The sequence below is a fragment of the Promicromonospora aerolata genome (assembly GCF_042682255.1).
GTDB classification, from domain to species: Bacteria; Actinomycetota; Actinomycetes; order Actinomycetales; family Cellulomonadaceae; genus Promicromonospora; species Promicromonospora aerolata.
This window is the reverse complement of record NZ_JBHUHF010000001.1, coordinates 2,303,907-2,319,853: the sequence shown is the minus strand read 5'-3', so window position 1 is coordinate 2,319,853 and position 15,947 is coordinate 2,303,907. Positions and strand designations below refer to the sequence as shown.

The following is a 15,947-nucleotide window of genomic DNA, read 5'->3' as shown; positions in this document are numbered from 1 at the left end:
CACCACAGGGGGTTCACGATGACCGCATGAGCCTTTCTGAAGAGACGTTCGACGTCGTAGTCATCGGTGGAGGAGCGGTGGGTGAGAACGCGGCCGACCGCGCCTCGCGCACCGGTCTGTCCGTCGCCGTGGTCGAGTCGGAGCTGGTGGGCGGTGAGTGCTCGTACTGGGCGTGCATGCCGTCCAAGGTGCTGCTGCGCGCGGGCGCCGTCCGCGCCCTCGCGCGGGAGACGCCCGGCCTGCGGGATCCGGGCGCGCCCGACGTCGCCGCCGTCCTGGCCCGTCGGGACGAGATCACGAGCAACTGGGACGACTCCGGGCAGGCCTCCTGGGTCGAGGGCGCCGGCCTGACGCTGGTGCGCGGGCACGGCCGCCTGGTGGGCGAACGGCTCGTCGAGGTCACGGTTCCGGAGAGCTCGGTCAGCACCGACAGCGGTCTCGGGGAGGCCGAGACCGGGGACACCCCGGTGGCCCGGCGCCTGCGGGCCCGGCACGCGGTGATCGTCGCGACGGGCAGCGTTCCGGTCCTGCCGGACACCCCGGGGCTGGCCGAGGCGGCCCCCTGGTCGAGCCGCGAGGCGACGTCCGCCGAGGCCGTGCCCGAGTCGCTGGTGGTCATCGGTGGTGGCGTGGTGGGTGCCGAGATGGCGAACGCGTACGCCGACCTCGGCGCGCACGTCACGCTGCTGTCGCGCGGCGGGCTGCTGTCGGGCGCCGAGCCGTTCGCCGGGGAGATGGTCGCCGACTCGTTGCGCGAGCTGGGTGTCGACGTCCGCACCGATGTCGAGGCGGCCTCGGTCGAGCGGCCCGGCGCCGGGCTCGAGGGCGGCGCGCCCGGACCCGTGACCGTCACCCTGCCCGACGGCGAGAAGATCACCGCCGCCGAGCTCCTCGTGGCGACGGGCCGCGTACCGCGCACCGGCGACATCGGAGTGGAGAGCGTCGGACTGGACGGCGCGGCGCTCGGCCGCGGCGGTGCGCTCGTCGTCGACGACTCGATGCAGGTCAGCGGCGTGCCGGGCGGTTGGCTGTACGCCTGCGGCGATGTGACCGGCCGCGCGCCGACCACCCATCAGGGCAAGTACCAGGCGCGCGTCGTCGGCGACGTGATCGCCGCGCGCTACGGCACGGAGGCCGGGGACCGCAGCCCCACGAGCGGTGATCCGGAGCCGGCTGCCGGGCAGGAGGGCAAGCCGTGGTCGCGGTACGCGGCGACCGCCGACCACGCCGCTCGCGTGCAGGTGGTGTTCACTCGGCCGCAGGTGAGCTGGGTGGGGCCGACGGAGCGCGAGGCGCGCTCGGCGGGGATCCCCGTGGAGGCCGTGTCGTACGACCTGGCCTGGGTGGGCGGTGCGAGCGTGGAGTCGCCCGGGTACACGGGCCGCGCCCAGGTGCTGGTCGACACACAGCGCAGGATCCTCGTGGGCGCCACGTTCGTGGGCCCGGAGGCCGGGGAGATGCTGCACGCCGCGACGATCGCCGTCGTCGGCGAGGTGCCGCTGGACCGCTTGTGGCACGCAGTGCCCGCGTACCCGACGGTCAGCGAGGTCTGGCTCCGCTTCCTGGAGTCCTACGGCCTCTGACCTTCGAGGCCTAAGTTTCTTCGCTTTGGAGCCGTCCAAAGCGAAGAAACCTAGGCCTCGAAAAGGAGTTGGGCCAGGGTCGGGCGGGGGCTACTCCGACGGGGTGAGGGAGCCGTCCGAGCTGAAGACGAGGCCGAGCGTGACCTCACCCTGCTGGAGCGCCGACTTGGTCAGCGGGCCGCCGGCGTCGAGCGAGCGGAACTCCGCGAACTCCAGGCCGTAGGTCTCCTCGAGACCCGGCTGGCAGAACGGACGCTCCGTGCACTCCGGCGGGCCGCCGAGCACGAGGCCGCCGCAGGCCTCCGCGAGCTCGCTGAGCGTGGCGATCCCGTGCTCGTCCGCGAAGGCCTTGGTGACGGCGAACGCGTTCTGGTCCTGCGCGGGCGACGGCTCGCCGAACACGAGGCCGACCTCCTCGCCCAGCCGGGTGAGCTCCTCGACGGTGGCGTCGAGGTCGCTGCTGGCCACCGCCTCGGCGTCGGCCCCGTTGACGTCTTTGTTGATGAACTCCGTCAGGGTGCCCACGTACTCCGGGATCACCTGGACCTGCTCGCCGTTCTCCAGCGCGGGGAGGTAGGCCTCGCGGTTGCCGATGGTGGTGACCTCGGCCTCGTAGCCGGCCGAGTTCAGGACCGTCGCGTAGATGGTGCCGAGCGTGGCGCTCTCCGCGAAGTCGGCAGCACCGATGACGAGCTTGCCGCTACCGCTCTGCTCGGGGTCGTCGAGGCCGGCGTCGGCCACGAACTCCTCCGCGACCTCCTTGGAGGTGCGGCGCTCCACGTCCACCGCCTTGTTCAGGCTGATCAGCGTGTCGGTGTCCAGTGCGGCGGACACCGTGTCCAGGAGCGGGATCAGGGTGTCGTCACCCTCGACGGCCGCCGCGTTGACGGCCGGGATGATGTTGTCGACGGTCTGCAGCTGCTTGTCGTCCTCGAGCACCACGAGCTCGTCGCTGGGCATCGCCTCACAGGCAGCCAGGCTGCCGCCGCCCGTCGGGGTGCTGCCGCCGCCCCCGCCGGCCGAGCCCGGTTCGCCGCAGGCGGTCAGGAGGGTGAGGCTGACGACGGCTGCCGCCGCGCCGAGCGCCCTGGGCAGGGACACATGCGTACGGGGGAACTTCATCGAATGTCTCCGAACGTGGGTGGCGTACAACTGTTCTACGGCTTTGATCTGTCCCATTCGACCCCGACGCGCGACCGATGGCAAGCGATAAACGCGCTCGTGAGAAGGTCGTTACATCCGCAGGGGCGCCGGGGTGGCGAGCCGCTGCCCGATCGCGAGCACGGCGTCGATCACGAGGCAGAGCGCCGCGACCAGCACACCACCCGCCAGCACCTCGCCGTACCGCTGGGTACCCATGCCGAACGCGATGATCTGGCCGAGTCCCCCGCCCCCGGCGAGCGCCGCGAGCGGGATGGTGGCGACGACCTGCACGATGGTGATGCGGAGCCCGGCGTAGACGAGGGTGGTGGCGAGCGGCAGCTCCACCTGCAGCAGGATCCGGCCGCCGCTCATGCCCATGCCCCGGGCGGCGTCGCGGGCGTCCGGGTCGGCGCCGCGCACGCCCTCGTACGTGTTCACCAGCAGCACCGGCACGGCGAAGAACGCGGCGGCGATGACGGTGGCGGTGTTGCCGAACAGCCCGCCCGCGGCGAGCAGCAGGATGATGCCGAGCGTGGGGACCGCGCGCGAGGCGTTGGTGAGCCAGACCACGAGGCCCGCACCCTTGCCGGTGTGCCCCAGCCAGGCGCCCAGCGGGATCGCCACCGCGGCGGCCGCCGCGCTGGCCGCGACGGTCATGAGCAGGTGCTCGCCGGTCAGCTCCAGCACACCACCGGGCGCCGTCCAGGTCAGCGGGTCGTTGAGCCACACGAGGGCCTCGTCGACGACGCTCATGCGGTCCTCCTGCGCAGCCAGGGGGTCAGGGCTCTGCCCGCCGCCCAGAGGGCGAGGTCGAGCACCAGGGCGAGCAGGATGGTCGCGAGCGTGGCGGTCATGATCTCGGCCCGGTAGAAGTTGTTGCGGAAGCCCTGGAACATGAGCTGTCCCAGCCCGCCGTAGCCGACGATGACACCGACGGTCACCAGCGCGACGGTGGACACCGTGGCCAGCCGCAGGCCCGCGATGATGCTCGGCAGCGCGCTCGGCATGGCCACCTGGACGAGCAGGCGCCCGGGCCCGTAGCCCAGCCCGCGGGCCGCGTCGAGGACCGCGGGGTCCACGGTGGCGAGCCCGGCCACGGTGTTGCGCAGGATGATGAGCAGCGCGTAGACGACCAGCCCCACGAGGACGGGGGTGCGGCCGATCCCGAGCAGCGGAGCCAGGATGGCGAACAGCGCCAGGGACGGCACCGTGTACATGACGGCCACCGTGCCGAGCACGGGTCCGGACAACCACCGCGACCGGGAGATCAGGACTCCCAGCGGTACGGCGATGGCCGCGGAGATGGCGACGGCCTCGATGGTCAGTCCCGCGTGCTCGACGGTGCGCTGCCACAGCAGGGGCGCGTTGTCGACCACGTAGGACCAGGAGAACCAGGGGTTGCCGGGCATGCCTCCGAACCTACCGTGCGTTCGACCCGGTAGGTTCGAGCACATGGCTGCCCGCACCGTGATCGAGCTGGATTCCGTCCGCAAGGCGTACGGGGACGGCACCGTCGCCGTCGAGGAACTGAGCCTCGCCGTCCACGAGCACGAGGTGCTCGCCCTGGTCGGCCCGTCGGGCTGCGGCAAGTCCACCACGCTGCGCATGGTGAACCGCCTGGTGGAGCCGACGTCGGGCCGCATCCTGCTCGACGGCGAGGACGTCACCACGACCGATCCCGTGGCCCTGCGCCGCCGGATCGGCTACGTGATCCAGAACGTCGGGCTGTTCCCGCACCGCACCGTCGAGGCGAACATCTCGACGGTGCCCGCCCTGCTGGGCTGGGACCGCAAGCGCACGCGGGCCCGCGTCGGCGAGCTCCTGGACCTGGTTGGTCTTCCCGCCGCGACCTACGCGAAGCGGTACCCGCACGAGCTGTCCGGGGGTGAGCGGCAGCGCATCGGCGTGGCCCGCGCCCTGGCCACCGACCCGCCGGTGCTGCTGATGGACGAACCGTTCGGCGCCGTCGACCCGGAGTTCCGGCGGCACCTGCAGACGGAGTTCGCACGGATCCAGGTCGAGACCGGCACCACCGTGGTCCTCGTGACGCACGACATCGACGAGGCGGCCCGGCTCGGTGACCGGATCGCCGTGCTGTCGCGCGGGGGAAGGCTCGAACAGGTGGCGAGCCCGCTCGCGGTGCTGGCACACCCGGCGTCGGACCGGGTGCGGGACTTCATCGGCGACGGGTCCGCCTCCCGCATGCTCGCCCTCGCCCGCGTGCAGCAGACCGACCTGGAGAGCGCGGACCGGATCGTGCAGCCCGCGCCGGCCCCGGTGCGGCTGGGCGCACGCCTGACCGACGCGTTCGAGGCGGTGGCGGCGCTGCCGGGTGCGGCGATGGGCCGGGTGCCGGTCGTGGGGGAGTCGGGCGACGTCATCGGTTCGCTCACCGCCGACGGGATCCTCGGCGCGCTGCGGCGGGCTGCGGACGCCGCGGGAGCCGATCCGGGCGCGGCCGGTGCTCCCGGCGCCGACGCCGTCCGCGACGCCGTCGAGGACGTGCCCGGCCGGGAACCCGTGGTGTGACGGACGCCCCGGTCGGGGCGCGACCGTGGGTCGGTCGACGGCGATAGTCTCGGTCCGTGACCAACGCCCGTGTAGCCCTCGCGACCTGCTCCCAGCTGCCCGACCTCCACAAGGACGATGTGCCGCTGATCGCCGCGCTGGCCGAGCGCGGCGTGACCGCCGAACCCGCCGTGTGGGACGACCCGGCAGTGGACTGGTCCGCCTACGACCTCGTCCTGGTCCGCTCCACCTGGGACTACTCGCCGCGCCACGACGAGTTCCTCGCGTGGGCGCGTGCGCTGCCCCAGGTGGCCAACTCCGCCGACGTCATCGAGTGGAACACCGACAAGCGGTACCTGCGCGAGCTCGACGCCGCCGGCATCCCGGTGATCCCGACGATCTGGCTCGACCCGGCGCGGCACCTGTCCAAGCGAGCCGTGCACACCCGGATGCCGGCGTTCGGCGACTTCGTGGTCAAGCCGGTCGTCAGCGCGGGGGCCCGGGACACGGGCCGGTACCAGCCGGTCTCCGCGGAGTCGCGGGGGCGCGCCATCGCGCACGCCGTCCGGCTGCTCGACGAGGGCCGCTGGGTCATGATCCAGCCCTACGTCACCTCCGTGGACACGGCGGGCGAGACCTGCCTGATCTTCATCGACGGCGAGCTCACGCACGCCGTGCGCAAGAACGCGCTGCTCACGGGCCCGGCCGAGGACTCGGAAGAGCTGTACGCGGCCGAGGAGATGTCCGCCTTCGAGGCCACGCCGGCACAGGTCGAGGTGGCGCAGCGCGCGCTGGCCGTCGCGAGGAAGGCCACCGGCGCCGACCTCACGTACGCACGGGTCGACCTGGTCACCGGCGACGACGGCGTGCCCATGGTCATCGAGCTGGAGCTGACCGAGCCGTCCCTGTGGATGAAGTACGGGTCAGGGGTCGAGGACAAGCTCGCCGACGCCGTCGTCACGCTGCTGGGCTGACCTGACCCGGCTCTCCATCAAACGGTTGAGACGGGAACCGAACTCTTCGGCGATGCCGCAGGGGGTGCCCGGTTGATGAGGTTGCTGTCATGGCAGCGACTCGCGTGCATGCACGCTTCTCAGACCGGCTGACGTCCCGCAGGGGCGCGTGGCTCTCGATCGGCATCGCGGTGGTGGTGCTCCTTGCCCTGTTTGGCGCCCTCGGGCAGTCGTCGGCTCCCGCGGGGAACGACGCCGCGCCGCCCGACTCCGAGTCGGCCCGCGCGAGCGAGGCGCTCGCGCAGTTCCCGGACGCCGACGAACGGTCGGTGCTGGTCGTCGCCACGCGCGCCGACGGCGCCGACCTCACGGACACCGACCTCACGTCGCTCCACGGGCTCGTCCCCGTGCTCGACCGGCAGGCCGGCCCCTCGGCGTCCGCCCCGCTCCCGAGCGCCGACGGAGCGGCAGCCGTGCTGGTCGTCCCCGTCACCGTCGGCGCCGACAACGCCGAGACGGCCGACGTCATCGAGGGCCTGCGGGCGGAGCTCGCCGCGCACCCGGTGAGCGGGATCGACCTGCTGGTCACCGGCGGCCCGGCGTTCGGCGCCGACGTGACCTCCGCGTTCGACGGGGCGGACCTCACCCTCCTCGCCGTCACCGTCCTCATCGTGGCCGTGCTGCTCATCCTCACGTACCGGTCACCCGTGCTGTGGCTGGTGCCGCTCGTGGTGGTCGCGCTCGCCGACCGGCTGGCGGGCCTCGCGACCGCAGCGGCCGGGTCGGCGCTGGACCTGCAGTTCGACGCGGGCATCATCAGCGTGCTGGTCTTCGGTGCCGGGACCAACTACGCGCTGCTGCTGATCTCCCGGTACCGCGAGGAGCTCCTGACGCACGAGGACCACCGCGCGGCTCTTGCCGTGGCCTGGCGCAGGACCGCTCCGGCCATCGTGGCGTCCAACGTCACGGTGGTGCTGTCCCTGCTGACCCTCGTGCTCGCCGTCATCCCCGGGACCAGAGGGCTGGGCATCACCTCGGCCGTCGGCCTGGTGATCGCCCTGTTCGCCGTCCTGTTCGTGCTGCCGCCCGTGCTGGCCGTCTGCGGCCGCAGGGTGTTCTGGCCGTTCGTCCCACGGCCCGGTGCCGTGGCGGGCCACGGCACGGTGTGGCGGACCGTGGCGTCGCGCGTCGTGCGCAGGCCGCTGGTGGCTCTCGCCGCCGGCGGCACCCTGCTCGCCGTGCTGGGAGCCGGGCTGCTCGGCACGTCCGTCGGCCTGGACCAGACCGAGAAGTTCCGTGTCCCGTCCGAGTCGGCCACCGGGCTCGAGGTGCTCGCCGACCACTTCCCGCCCGGCGAGGCCCAGCCGATCCTCGTGGTCGCGAACACCCCGGCCGCCCAGCAGGTCGCCGAGGTGGCCGAGGCCCTCGACGGCACCGTGCGGGCCACCGTGGTGGGGCAGACCGACGACGGCGACCTCAGCAAGGTCATGGTGACGGGCCAGTACGCCCCCGGCACCCCGGAGAGCCTCGACCTGGTCGCGCAGCTGCGCGACGAGGTGGACGCCGTCCCTGGGGCGGACGCGCTCGTCGGCGGTGCGATCGCCACCGACCTCGACGCCCGGGCGGGCAACGTGCAGGACCTCCTGCTCGTGGCGCCGCTCGTGCTGGCCGTCTGCTTCGTGGTGCTGCTCGCGGTGCTGCGGTCCCTCGTGGCGCCCCTTGTCCTGCTGCTGGTCAACCTCGCCAGCGCGGCGGCGGCGATCGGCGCCGGCGCCTGGCTCAGCCGCGTCCTGCTCGACCAGCACGCCCTGGACCTGCAGGTGCCGCTCCTGTCCTTCCTGTTCCTGGTGGCGCTCGGTATCGACTACACGATCTTCCTGGTCCACCGGGCACGAACGGAGGCGGCGGCGCACGGGACGCGGGAGGCCATGGTGCGTGCCGTCGCGGGCACGGGCAGCGTCATCACCAGCGCCGGGATCGTCCTCGCCGGAGTGTTCGCCGCGCTCGGCCTGCTGCCGCTCGTGACGCTCGGCCAGCTCGGCCTCATCGTCGGCACCGGGGTGGTCGTGGACACCCTCGTGGTGCGGACCGTCATCGTGCCGGCGTTGTTCGGCCTGCTCGGCGACCGGATCTGGTGGCCTCGTGCGCTCCAGCGGAAAGACGGAGAATCAGCGCATGAGCACCGCGCAGAGCACCCCGCACTCGTGGGGTGACACCAGCAGGGCACTGCGGTCGAGGGCACCCGCACTGCGTTCCATGCAGGTAGGGCAGCACGTGATCGCGGTCCTCCTGACCGTCGTCGGCGCGGCACGGGCGATAGCGATGGGCACGGGGGTGGCCGCGGTGGTCGCTGCCACGGTCGCGCTGCTCGTCTGGTATGCCGCAGGCATGACCGTGGCCCCGACGGTGCGGAGCGCGCGTGCCGCCCGGTGGTGGCTCGTGGGGCTCGCGGTGGTGTGGGTGGCCTCCGTGGCCGTCTCCGCGGAGTTCGTGTGGGTGGCCTTCCTCATCTGGCTGCTCGCCGGCCACCTGCTGCCGCCCTGGCCGTCCGTCGCCTTCTCCGTCCTCGTGCTCGCCGTCGTCGCGCTGGCCCCCGTCGTGCACGGCAGCACGCCGAGCTACGCCGGGTTCTTCGGCCCGCTGATCGGTGGCGTGTTCGCCCTCGGGATCTCCCGGGGCTACCTGGAGCTGCTGCGCGACGCGCACGAGCGAGAACGGCTCGTCGCCTCGTTGCGGCAGACCCAGGACGAGATGGCGGCCGTCCAGGAGGAGCTCGCGCTCACCCAGCGCCACTCCGGCGCCATCGCGGAGCGCACCCGGCTGTCCCGCGACATCCATGACACGGTCGCGCAAGGCCTCTCGTCGATCCGGCTGCTCGCGCACGCCGCGGCAGACCGCACGTCGGACGTCGATGCCGGCCGCGCCCTGCACCAGGTCGAAGGACTGGCCGGGGAGAATCTCGCGGACGTGCGCCGGATCGTCGCGGCGCTCGCGCCGTCCGAGCTGGAGGACGGCGCACTCGCGGCAGCGCTCGGCCGCATGCTGGACCGGCTGCGTGCCGAGACCGGCCTGGCCACCGAGCTACGGGTCGACGACACCGTCCCGTCGCTCACGACCACGGCCGAGGTGGCACTCCTGCGCACCGCGCAGTCGGCGCTCGCGAACGTGCGGCTGCACGCGGCCGCCGGCCGTGTCGTGGTGAGCCTGGTCGACGCCGACGACACCGTACGGCTCGATATCCTCGACGACGGGCGCGGGTTCGACGTCGGCGCCTGGGACGCGACCGCCGCGGCCGGGACGTCGAGCTACGGCCTGCACTTCATGCGTGCCCGGCTCCGGGAGCTCGGTGGCGGGCTCGACGTCGAGAGCACCCCGGGCGACGGCACGGCCCTGTCGGCCCATCTGCCGCTCGGCCCCGCGACGAAGGAGATCTGAATGGCCGTCACCGTGCTGCTCGTCGACGACCACCCGGTCGTTCGTACCGGCCTGCGTGCCGTGTTCGACGCGCGGCAGGACGTCACCGTGGTCGGCGAGGCGGCGACGGGGGAGGAGGCGGTGCTGCTGGCCGAGCACCTGCACCCCGACGTCGTCCTGTGCGATCTCCGGCTCGGTGGCGGGATGGACGGCGTCGCGGCCACCGGGGCGTTGCGTGCGCTGCGGCCCGCGCCCGCCGTGCTGATCCTGACGACCTTCGACCGCGACGCGGACATCCTTGGTGCGATCGAGTCGGGCGCGGCCGGATACCTCCTCAAGGACGTGCCGCCCGACACGATCGTCGAGGCCCTCCACACGGCCGCGGCCGGGGAGGTGTTCCTCGCTCCCGATCTCGCGACCCGGGTGATGAGCGGGATGCGCCGACCGCGGCCGCGCCTCACGACACGCGAGCTCGACGTGCTCGGGCACCTCGTGCGGGGGTCGTCGAACAAGGAGATCGCTCGTGCGCTGTTCGTCACCGAGGCGACCATCAAGAGCCACCTGGTGCACATCTTCACCAAGCTCGACGTGGACAGTCGGGCCAGGGCGATCCACGTGGCCCGGGAGGCGGGGCTGATCCGGGAGGGTTGACTCGCGGAGGCGGCGGCCCCGACGAGAACGAGGCCCGCACCTCGACCCGGGAGAATTCCCTGGGTCGAGGTGCGGGCCTCGTCTGCATGGGGTGAGCGACGGGACTTGAACCCGCGGCCCTCGCGACCACAACGCGATGCTCTACCAGCTGAGCTACGCCCACCATGTCCGCCGATCTGGACCGGCGACCGTCGAAAACTATACATGCTCGGTGGCCACGGACCGAACTGAAAGCTACGGCGCGAGCTGCTTCGTGACGGACGTCTCGGACACGCGCTCCGCGGCGGCACGCGCCGTCGCGGTGTCGGGGCCGGGCTGGGCCGGGAACAGGACCTCACGGTAGTAGCGCAGCTCGTCGATCGACTCGAGGATGTCGGCCAGGGCTCGGTGCCCGCCGCCCTTCTTCGGAGACGCGAAGTAGACGCGCGGGTACCAGCGACGCGCCAGCTCCTTGATGGACGACACGTCCACGATCCGGTAGTGCAGGTGCTCCACCAGCTCGGGCATGTGCAGGTCGAGGAACGTCTTGTCCGTCCCGACCGAGTTGCCGGCCAGCGGCGCCTTGCGGGGCTCGGGCACCCACTGGCGGATGTAGGCCAGGATCTGCTCCTGCGCCTCCTGGAGGGTCAGCCCCCCGTCGAGCTCGTCGAGCAGGCCGGACGTGGTGTGCATGGCGCGCACGAAGTCGTTCATCTGCGCCAGGGCCTCGGCCGGAGGTTTTACGAGGACATCGACACCGGTGCCCAGGACGTTGAGGTCGGAGTCCGTGACGATCGCCGCGACCTCGACGAGCGCGTCAGCGCGCAGGTCCAGGCCGGTCATTTCGCAGTCGATCCAGACAATGCGCTCGTTGGGGTTGGGAAGGCTCACGCGGCTCAGCCTATTCCGTCCGGCGCCGAGGAGTGACGCGCGCTTGTGGTTCGCCCGCACCCCCTGCGCCCCCCGGGCTGCACGCACGCGTTGCTGAGTGGTGTTCAGCAGGCTTGGTGGCGCCTTGATGACCGGCTTGACGGTCGTCTGGAGCCTGCTGAACGGGAGTCAGTTCCCCGGGGCTGGCCCGGTCACAGAAAGGCCCTCCCGCGGGGCGACCGGGGTCGTCCGAGGAAGGGCCAGGATGTTGCGGTGCCGATGTGCCGGCACCGGGCCGAGGCGTCGGCCGGGAGTCGGTCAGATCAGGCGGAGTCGCTTGACGCGCTTGTTGGTGTGGCGCTCGGGCTGCTCACGCAGTGCGCGCTCCTGGGCGCCGATGACCTCGGCGCGTCGCGCGATCTCCGCGACCTGGGCGCGGCCGATGTAGTAAGCCGTCTGGGCATGCATGTCTGGGGTTTCCTTCCAGGGGTGGGGAGAGATGGACGGTGCCGGGGGAGCTCATCGGGCCGGGTCGCGGCTCGGTGTCCCGCACTGTTTCCGTCGTGTTACATCCTCCCAGATTCCGGAAATCCCGCGCAAGGCGGACGGTGGTGATCTGCAGCACCCCGCCGCAGGTCAGCGGTGCGTCATGGGGTCTTCGGAGGAGTCTTGCCGGTCGGTGGGCGAAGGTGGCCGGACAGCACCGAAGCAGAGCGGGTGACGGGCACGCGCTCTGCTTCGGTACTGCGGCGAGGCGCCGGCTGCCGGGGGTCCGGCGGGCGCCGCACCGGTCATGCGGAACGTGCGCGCAGGGTGGGTGCCTGTGCGCGGCGGTCGTTGTGGCGTGCGGCGCGGGCCTCGGCCCTGCGTCGCTTCTGCTCCTGACGGAGCGTGCGGAAACGCCGATATTCCTCGGCGTCGCGGAGGCGGTCCCGGTGGAGGGAGAGCGCCAGGTCGTACTCGGTGTGCACGTGAGTGCCTTTCGTGACGCTGGATGTGTCGGTCTCCCGACATGGGTCTGGCCGGACCCTGTCCACCGCCCGGTATGGGACCGGACGGACGTCACCGCGGTGTGCCTTGAGCCTCTCAGGGAACGCTCGTGCAGCGCACGGCTTTTTCTCCGACGTACCAGGCAACGGGCCGAGGCGGCGACCGGCCTGGTGAACTCCGTCGTGTTCGCGGTTCTCGACGACCCGCACCTACGGGCGGGGTCATGCCTTGGTGAAGCCGACGGTCGGGTGGTGGCGTCGAACCGCAACTTGTGTGTTTTGTGGGCCAATCTGGGACGCTGAACCGCACGTGACGAGTCACCGGCGGTGCCGAGCCGCAAAGAACACGTGCACCGGACCCCGTATGGACTCGTAACCTTCGGCTGAGGCGGCTCCTGGACGCGCAGGGTGCGGTTCGGCGCGTGAACCGCACGCCGGCCGCCTCCGAACAACCTCCCTGGACATCACACCTAGGCCTCGCCGGGCAGGGCCTTGCGGATGACCAGGCGCGTCCAGGCGCCGATGAAGATCCGGTCGCCCTCTTCGATCTCCTTGCGGATGCCCTGCGTGAGCGGGGTGTCCGGCAGGGGGTCACCCGCCGCGGCGACGAAGGTGCCGTTCGACGACCCCAGGTCCTCGACCCACCAGCGCAGCCCGTCCGTGGTCAGCTGGCAGTGGCGGCGGGACACGCCTGGATCGCTGCCGCAGTCGACGTCGGGGCGGATGCCGCGCGACTGCGACGGCCGCCCGACGAGGAGGCTGCGCTGGCGCAACGTGACCAGGCCGGGCAGACCGGCCGACGGCATCGGGTCCTCGGGCTGCTCGTGCGCGTACCAGTCGGGATCGACCCAGATCTCCGCCACCCAGGTGTCGTCACCGGGCACCGGTGGTGCGCTCAGCCCGCCGCCGCCGGGTGCCGGTGCGGTGGGCGTGCTCGGCGTGGCGGACGGCGCCGACCCGCCGGAGCCCGGCTCGCTCGACGGCGGCACGCCGGTGAGTCCGCCCGCGCCCAGGTCCGGGCTCGACGGCGGCACGCCGGTGGGCCCGCCCACCCCCAGGTCCAGGCTCGACGGCGGCGGCGTCGGCGCAGCCGGTGTGCCCGTGGTGAAGTCGTACCCGCAGTTCTCGCAGAACAGGGATCCGGAGGGTGACGGCTCACCGCAGTTGGGGCAGGTCACGGGGCCACCCTCGTCGGGCGCGGAGCCGGCCTCGGCCGGCGCCGGCTGGGCCGCGGCCGGCTGGGTCTCCGCCGGTTCTGCCGACCCGGTCGGGATCGGCGTGCCGCACACGTCGCAGTAGTCCGTGGCCTGGCTGGTGTGGCCTTCAGGGCAGCGGACCGTCATGCGCGCCGTACCCGGGTGGTCTTGGTGGATGCCGTGTCGAGTGCCATCTCGTCCAGTTTGGCGGTGTTGCGCTTGAGCCGCACGGTGCCCTCCTCGACGTTCTCCACCTCCACGATCTTGCGCAGGCGCGAGGTGGCGTCGTCGTTGCCCGTCTCGGCGGCGAGCTGGACGGCACGGCCGAGCTTCACGGTCGCCGTCGCCTCGTCGCCGGCGGCCTTCGCGGCGAGCCCTTCCTGGATGGCCGAGGCGAGCTCTGCCTGACCCGTGTAGTGCGCCACCTCGGGGCTGATCCGGGCGGTGAGCGTGGAGTCGTCGGACCACTTGGCCTTGACCAGGCCGGACGCGGCGACCTCGTGGTCCACGGCCACCTGCACGCGGGCGGCGAGCTGCTCCGAGCCGACGGGCTTCGACGGAACGCGGACCGCCACGTGGTACTCGCGGGTCTCGTCGGCCCACGCCCCCGTCGGGTACGCGCTGGTGAGGGCGTTGACCTCGGTCCGGCGGCCGGTGAGGTCGTCGACCTCCGGGGCGACCTGCCTGACGAACAGCACCTGCGACCCCTGCGGCGCCCACACCCGCAGGTCCACCGCGGCGACGCCGCGAGCCATGGACTTGCGCACCAGGGCCGCGAAGTCGTCGGCGATGTCCTCCGGCCGCGCGATGAGGTCGACGGTGCCGAGCAGGGCGGTCGAGATCTTGCGCAGCTCCCCGACCACCCAGCGGTCGCCGACGCCGCGGGCATCGCACTGGAAGTTCCCGGTGACGTCCGCGATCATCTGGTTCAGGTGGGCGGACGGCTCGGACTCGTTCTTGCCGTCCGTCAGCAGGATCAGGTGCTTCTTCGCCACCTGGGCGGTCGCGAAGAGGTCGTCCGCGAGGCGGAGCCAGGACGAGATGGCCGTACCGCCGCCCGCCGCCATGGTGGAGATGGCCCGCTTGGCCTCGGCGCGGGCGCCGGGCTCCATGGCCACCATGGGTACCCGGGCGTTGGGATACGGGAAGATCCGGGATGCGACGTGCGAGCCGCCGATGATCGCGAACAGCGTGCCGTCCGGGATCTGGTCGACGGCGACGGCCGCGGCGTGCTTGGCGGCCTCCATGTTGCGGCCCTGCATGGAGCCGGAGGTGTCGACGGCGACGATCTCGGCGACACCGCTCCCGCTCGCGCCCACCCCGGCGGCGGCGCGCTGGGTGGTCCCGGCACCCGTGCAGGTCACGGACACGACGGCGTGCACATCGGTGGCGCCGTCGGACAGGAACTCGTTCTGGAAGACCTCGGCGGAGAACTCGGCCACGGTGGCTCCTCTCGGTAGCGGCAGGCTATCGCTGCTCGGTGACAGTGGGGGAGACACGGGCGAGCGCCGCGGTGATGTTGTCCCGCCCGCCCTGTGCGTTGGCCCAGCGCACGAGCGCCGCGGCCGTGGTGTGCGGGTCGCCGGACCCGGCGAACCGCTGCACGAGATCGCTCATCTCGTGCGCGTCGGAGCAGTAGTTCCACAGACCGTCGGAGCAGACCAGCAGCCAGCCCGGTCCGGAAGGGACCGTCGCGGCGCACCGGGCGTCGGTGTCCGGGGCGTCCGGGCCGAGCCACCGCGTGATGGCGTGCGCCTGCGGCGACGTCTCGGCCTGCGCACGTGGCACGCCCGCCGCGATCATCTCCTGCGCCCACGAGTCGTCGACGCTGAGCTGCTCCGCCTGGCCGGAGTCCGGCAGCCAGTACACGCGAGAGTCGCCCATCCAGCCGGCGACGATCAGACCGTCGTCCACGACGGCGGCCACGAAGGTGCACGACGGCGGGTCGTCCGCCACGTCCTTCCCCTTCGTCGCGGCGAGCTGCTCCGCCGCACCCCGCACGGCCTGGCCGGCGGCGCGGGACGCGGCCACCATGGCGTCGGTCCACCCGGCGATGCGGCGGCTGGTCGCCCCCTCCACGGAGCTCGACCCCTCGGGGCCGTAGGCGACGAGCACGTCCCGCGCGGCCCGGCTCGCGGCGAGCGAGGCCACGTCCGAGTCGGGGGCGCTCGACACGCCGTCGCACACCACGAGGGCGGCGAAGGTACCGCCCGCGGCGAGCGCCATCGCGTCCTCGTTGCGGGCGTGCCGCACACCCCGGTCGCAGACGCCGGCGACCCAGCCCGCCGGACGTTCCTCGAAGTGGTCGCGCTCGGACTGGCCGGGTGTGCCGCAGTCGGCGCAGTACCCGTCGGAGGCGATCGTGCCGCCGCAGGCGGCGCAGGACCGGCGCGCGGCGGAGTCGCCCGTCGCGGGGTCGGGGTCCACCACGGTGGGGGCGGGCACGAGGGTCACCTCGGAGGGCGCGGTGTGGTCGGCGCTGTGGTCGGCGCTGCCCAGCGGCGTGCCGCAGTTCTCGCAGAACCGGGCGCGGGGCGCCGCGGTCTCTCCGCAGTGGGGGCAGCGGGCGAGACTGCTCTCGTCGGCACTCATGTCTGGGTCGGTCTCCTTGCGTCCGTCAGGGCTCGCGCCCCGCGACTGTCTTTCAGCGGATCACCGGGG

At 72.6% G+C, this 15,947-nt stretch carries 15 protein-coding genes and 1 tRNA gene; 6 read left to right on the top strand and 10 right to left on the bottom strand.

Annotated elements, in window-relative coordinates:
• Positions 1-26: 26 nt before the first annotated feature.
• Positions 27-1,583 (top strand): dihydrolipoyl dehydrogenase family protein, encoded by a 1,557-nt coding sequence (locus tag ACFSL2_RS10460; RefSeq protein WP_377197801.1) that lies wholly within the window; start codon positions 27-29, stop codon positions 1,581-1,583.
• Positions 1,584-1,673: 90 nt separating this feature from the next.
• Here the strand turns inward: ACFSL2_RS10460 and ACFSL2_RS10455 are convergent, their stop codons facing one another.
• From ACFSL2_RS10455 to ACFSL2_RS10445, 3 genes are all read right to left on the bottom strand, one after another.
• Positions 1,674-2,705 carry a glycine betaine ABC transporter substrate-binding protein gene (locus ACFSL2_RS10455; RefSeq protein ID WP_377197800.1) on the bottom strand — a complete coding sequence of 344 codons (1,032 nt, stop codon included), beginning with the start codon at positions 2,703-2,705 and terminating at the stop codon, positions 1,674-1,676.
• A 111-nt stretch (positions 2,706-2,816) separates the two neighbouring features.
• A complete protein-coding gene (locus ACFSL2_RS10450) occupies positions 2,817-3,479 on the bottom strand; it encodes an ABC transporter permease (protein WP_377197799.1) in 663 nt (220 codons plus the stop codon).
• The gene (locus tag ACFSL2_RS10445) at positions 3,476-4,135 is read right to left on the bottom strand and encodes an ABC transporter permease (RefSeq protein ID WP_377197798.1); all 660 of its coding nucleotides are present in this window, start codon (positions 4,133-4,135) and stop codon (positions 3,476-3,478) included. Before ACFSL2_RS10445 ends, ACFSL2_RS10450 begins: the two co-directional genes overlap by 4 nt.
• Before the next feature lie 43 nt (positions 4,136-4,178).
• On the opposite strand from ACFSL2_RS10445, the gene ACFSL2_RS10440 reads away from it, so the two are divergent.
• The 5 genes from ACFSL2_RS10440 to ACFSL2_RS10420 all read left to right on the top strand — a co-directional run bounded on the left by ACFSL2_RS10440 (position 4,179) and on the right by ACFSL2_RS10420 (position 10,252).
• On the top strand, positions 4,179-5,255 hold the full coding sequence (locus ACFSL2_RS10440) for an ABC transporter ATP-binding protein (protein WP_377197797.1): 1,077 nt from the start codon (positions 4,179-4,181) through the stop codon (positions 5,253-5,255).
• A 56-nt stretch (positions 5,256-5,311) separates the two neighbouring features.
• A complete protein-coding gene (locus ACFSL2_RS10435; RefSeq protein WP_377197796.1) occupies positions 5,312-6,208 on the top strand; it encodes an ATP-grasp domain-containing protein in 897 nt (298 codons plus the stop codon).
• Positions 6,209-6,297: 89 nt separating this feature from the next.
• Positions 6,298-8,400: an MMPL family transporter gene (locus ACFSL2_RS10430; RefSeq protein WP_377197795.1), complete on the top strand. Its 2,103-nt coding sequence runs from the start codon at positions 6,298-6,300 to the stop codon at positions 8,398-8,400.
• Positions 8,363-9,622 (top strand): sensor histidine kinase, encoded by a 1,260-nt coding sequence (locus tag ACFSL2_RS10425; RefSeq protein WP_377197794.1) that lies wholly within the window; start codon positions 8,363-8,365, stop codon positions 9,620-9,622. Before ACFSL2_RS10430 ends, ACFSL2_RS10425 begins: the two co-directional genes overlap by 38 nt.
• Positions 9,623-10,252 carry a response regulator gene (locus ACFSL2_RS10420; protein ID WP_377197793.1) on the top strand — a complete coding sequence of 210 codons (630 nt, stop codon included), beginning with the start codon at positions 9,623-9,625 and terminating at the stop codon, positions 10,250-10,252.
• Positions 10,253-10,339: 87 nt separating this feature from the next.
• Here ACFSL2_RS10420 and ACFSL2_RS10415 read toward each other — a convergent pair.
• The 7 genes from ACFSL2_RS10415 to ACFSL2_RS10385 all read right to left on the bottom strand — a co-directional run bounded on the left by ACFSL2_RS10415 (position 10,340) and on the right by ACFSL2_RS10385 (position 15,878).
• Positions 10,340-10,415, bottom strand: a tRNA-His gene (locus tag ACFSL2_RS10415).
• A 71-nt stretch (positions 10,416-10,486) separates the two neighbouring features.
• The gene (gene orn, locus ACFSL2_RS10410; protein ID WP_377197792.1) at positions 10,487-11,122 is read right to left on the bottom strand and encodes an oligoribonuclease; all 636 of its coding nucleotides are present in this window, start codon (positions 11,120-11,122) and stop codon (positions 10,487-10,489) included.
• A 297-nt stretch (positions 11,123-11,419) separates the two neighbouring features.
• The gene (locus ACFSL2_RS10405; protein ID WP_377197791.1) at positions 11,420-11,569 is read right to left on the bottom strand and encodes a hypothetical protein; all 150 of its coding nucleotides are present in this window, start codon (positions 11,567-11,569) and stop codon (positions 11,420-11,422) included.
• A gap of 323 nt (positions 11,570-11,892) precedes the next feature.
• Positions 11,893-12,072 (bottom strand): hypothetical protein, encoded by a 180-nt coding sequence (locus ACFSL2_RS10400; protein ID WP_377197790.1) that lies wholly within the window; start codon positions 12,070-12,072, stop codon positions 11,893-11,895.
• Positions 12,073-12,560: 488 nt separating this feature from the next.
• Positions 12,561-13,433, bottom strand: coding sequence for an FHA domain-containing protein (locus tag ACFSL2_RS10395; RefSeq protein ID WP_377197789.1), 873 nt, complete (start codon positions 13,431-13,433; stop codon positions 12,561-12,563).
• Complete coding sequence (locus tag ACFSL2_RS10390) at positions 13,430-14,728, bottom strand: VWA domain-containing protein (RefSeq protein WP_377197788.1); 1,299 nt, start codon at positions 14,726-14,728, stop codon at positions 13,430-13,432. Before ACFSL2_RS10390 ends, ACFSL2_RS10395 begins: the two co-directional genes overlap by 4 nt.
• A 25-nt stretch (positions 14,729-14,753) precedes the next feature.
• Positions 14,754-15,878 (bottom strand): protein phosphatase 2C domain-containing protein, encoded by a 1,125-nt coding sequence (locus ACFSL2_RS10385; protein WP_377197787.1) that lies wholly within the window; start codon positions 15,876-15,878, stop codon positions 14,754-14,756.
• Positions 15,879-15,947: the final 69 nt, after the last annotated feature.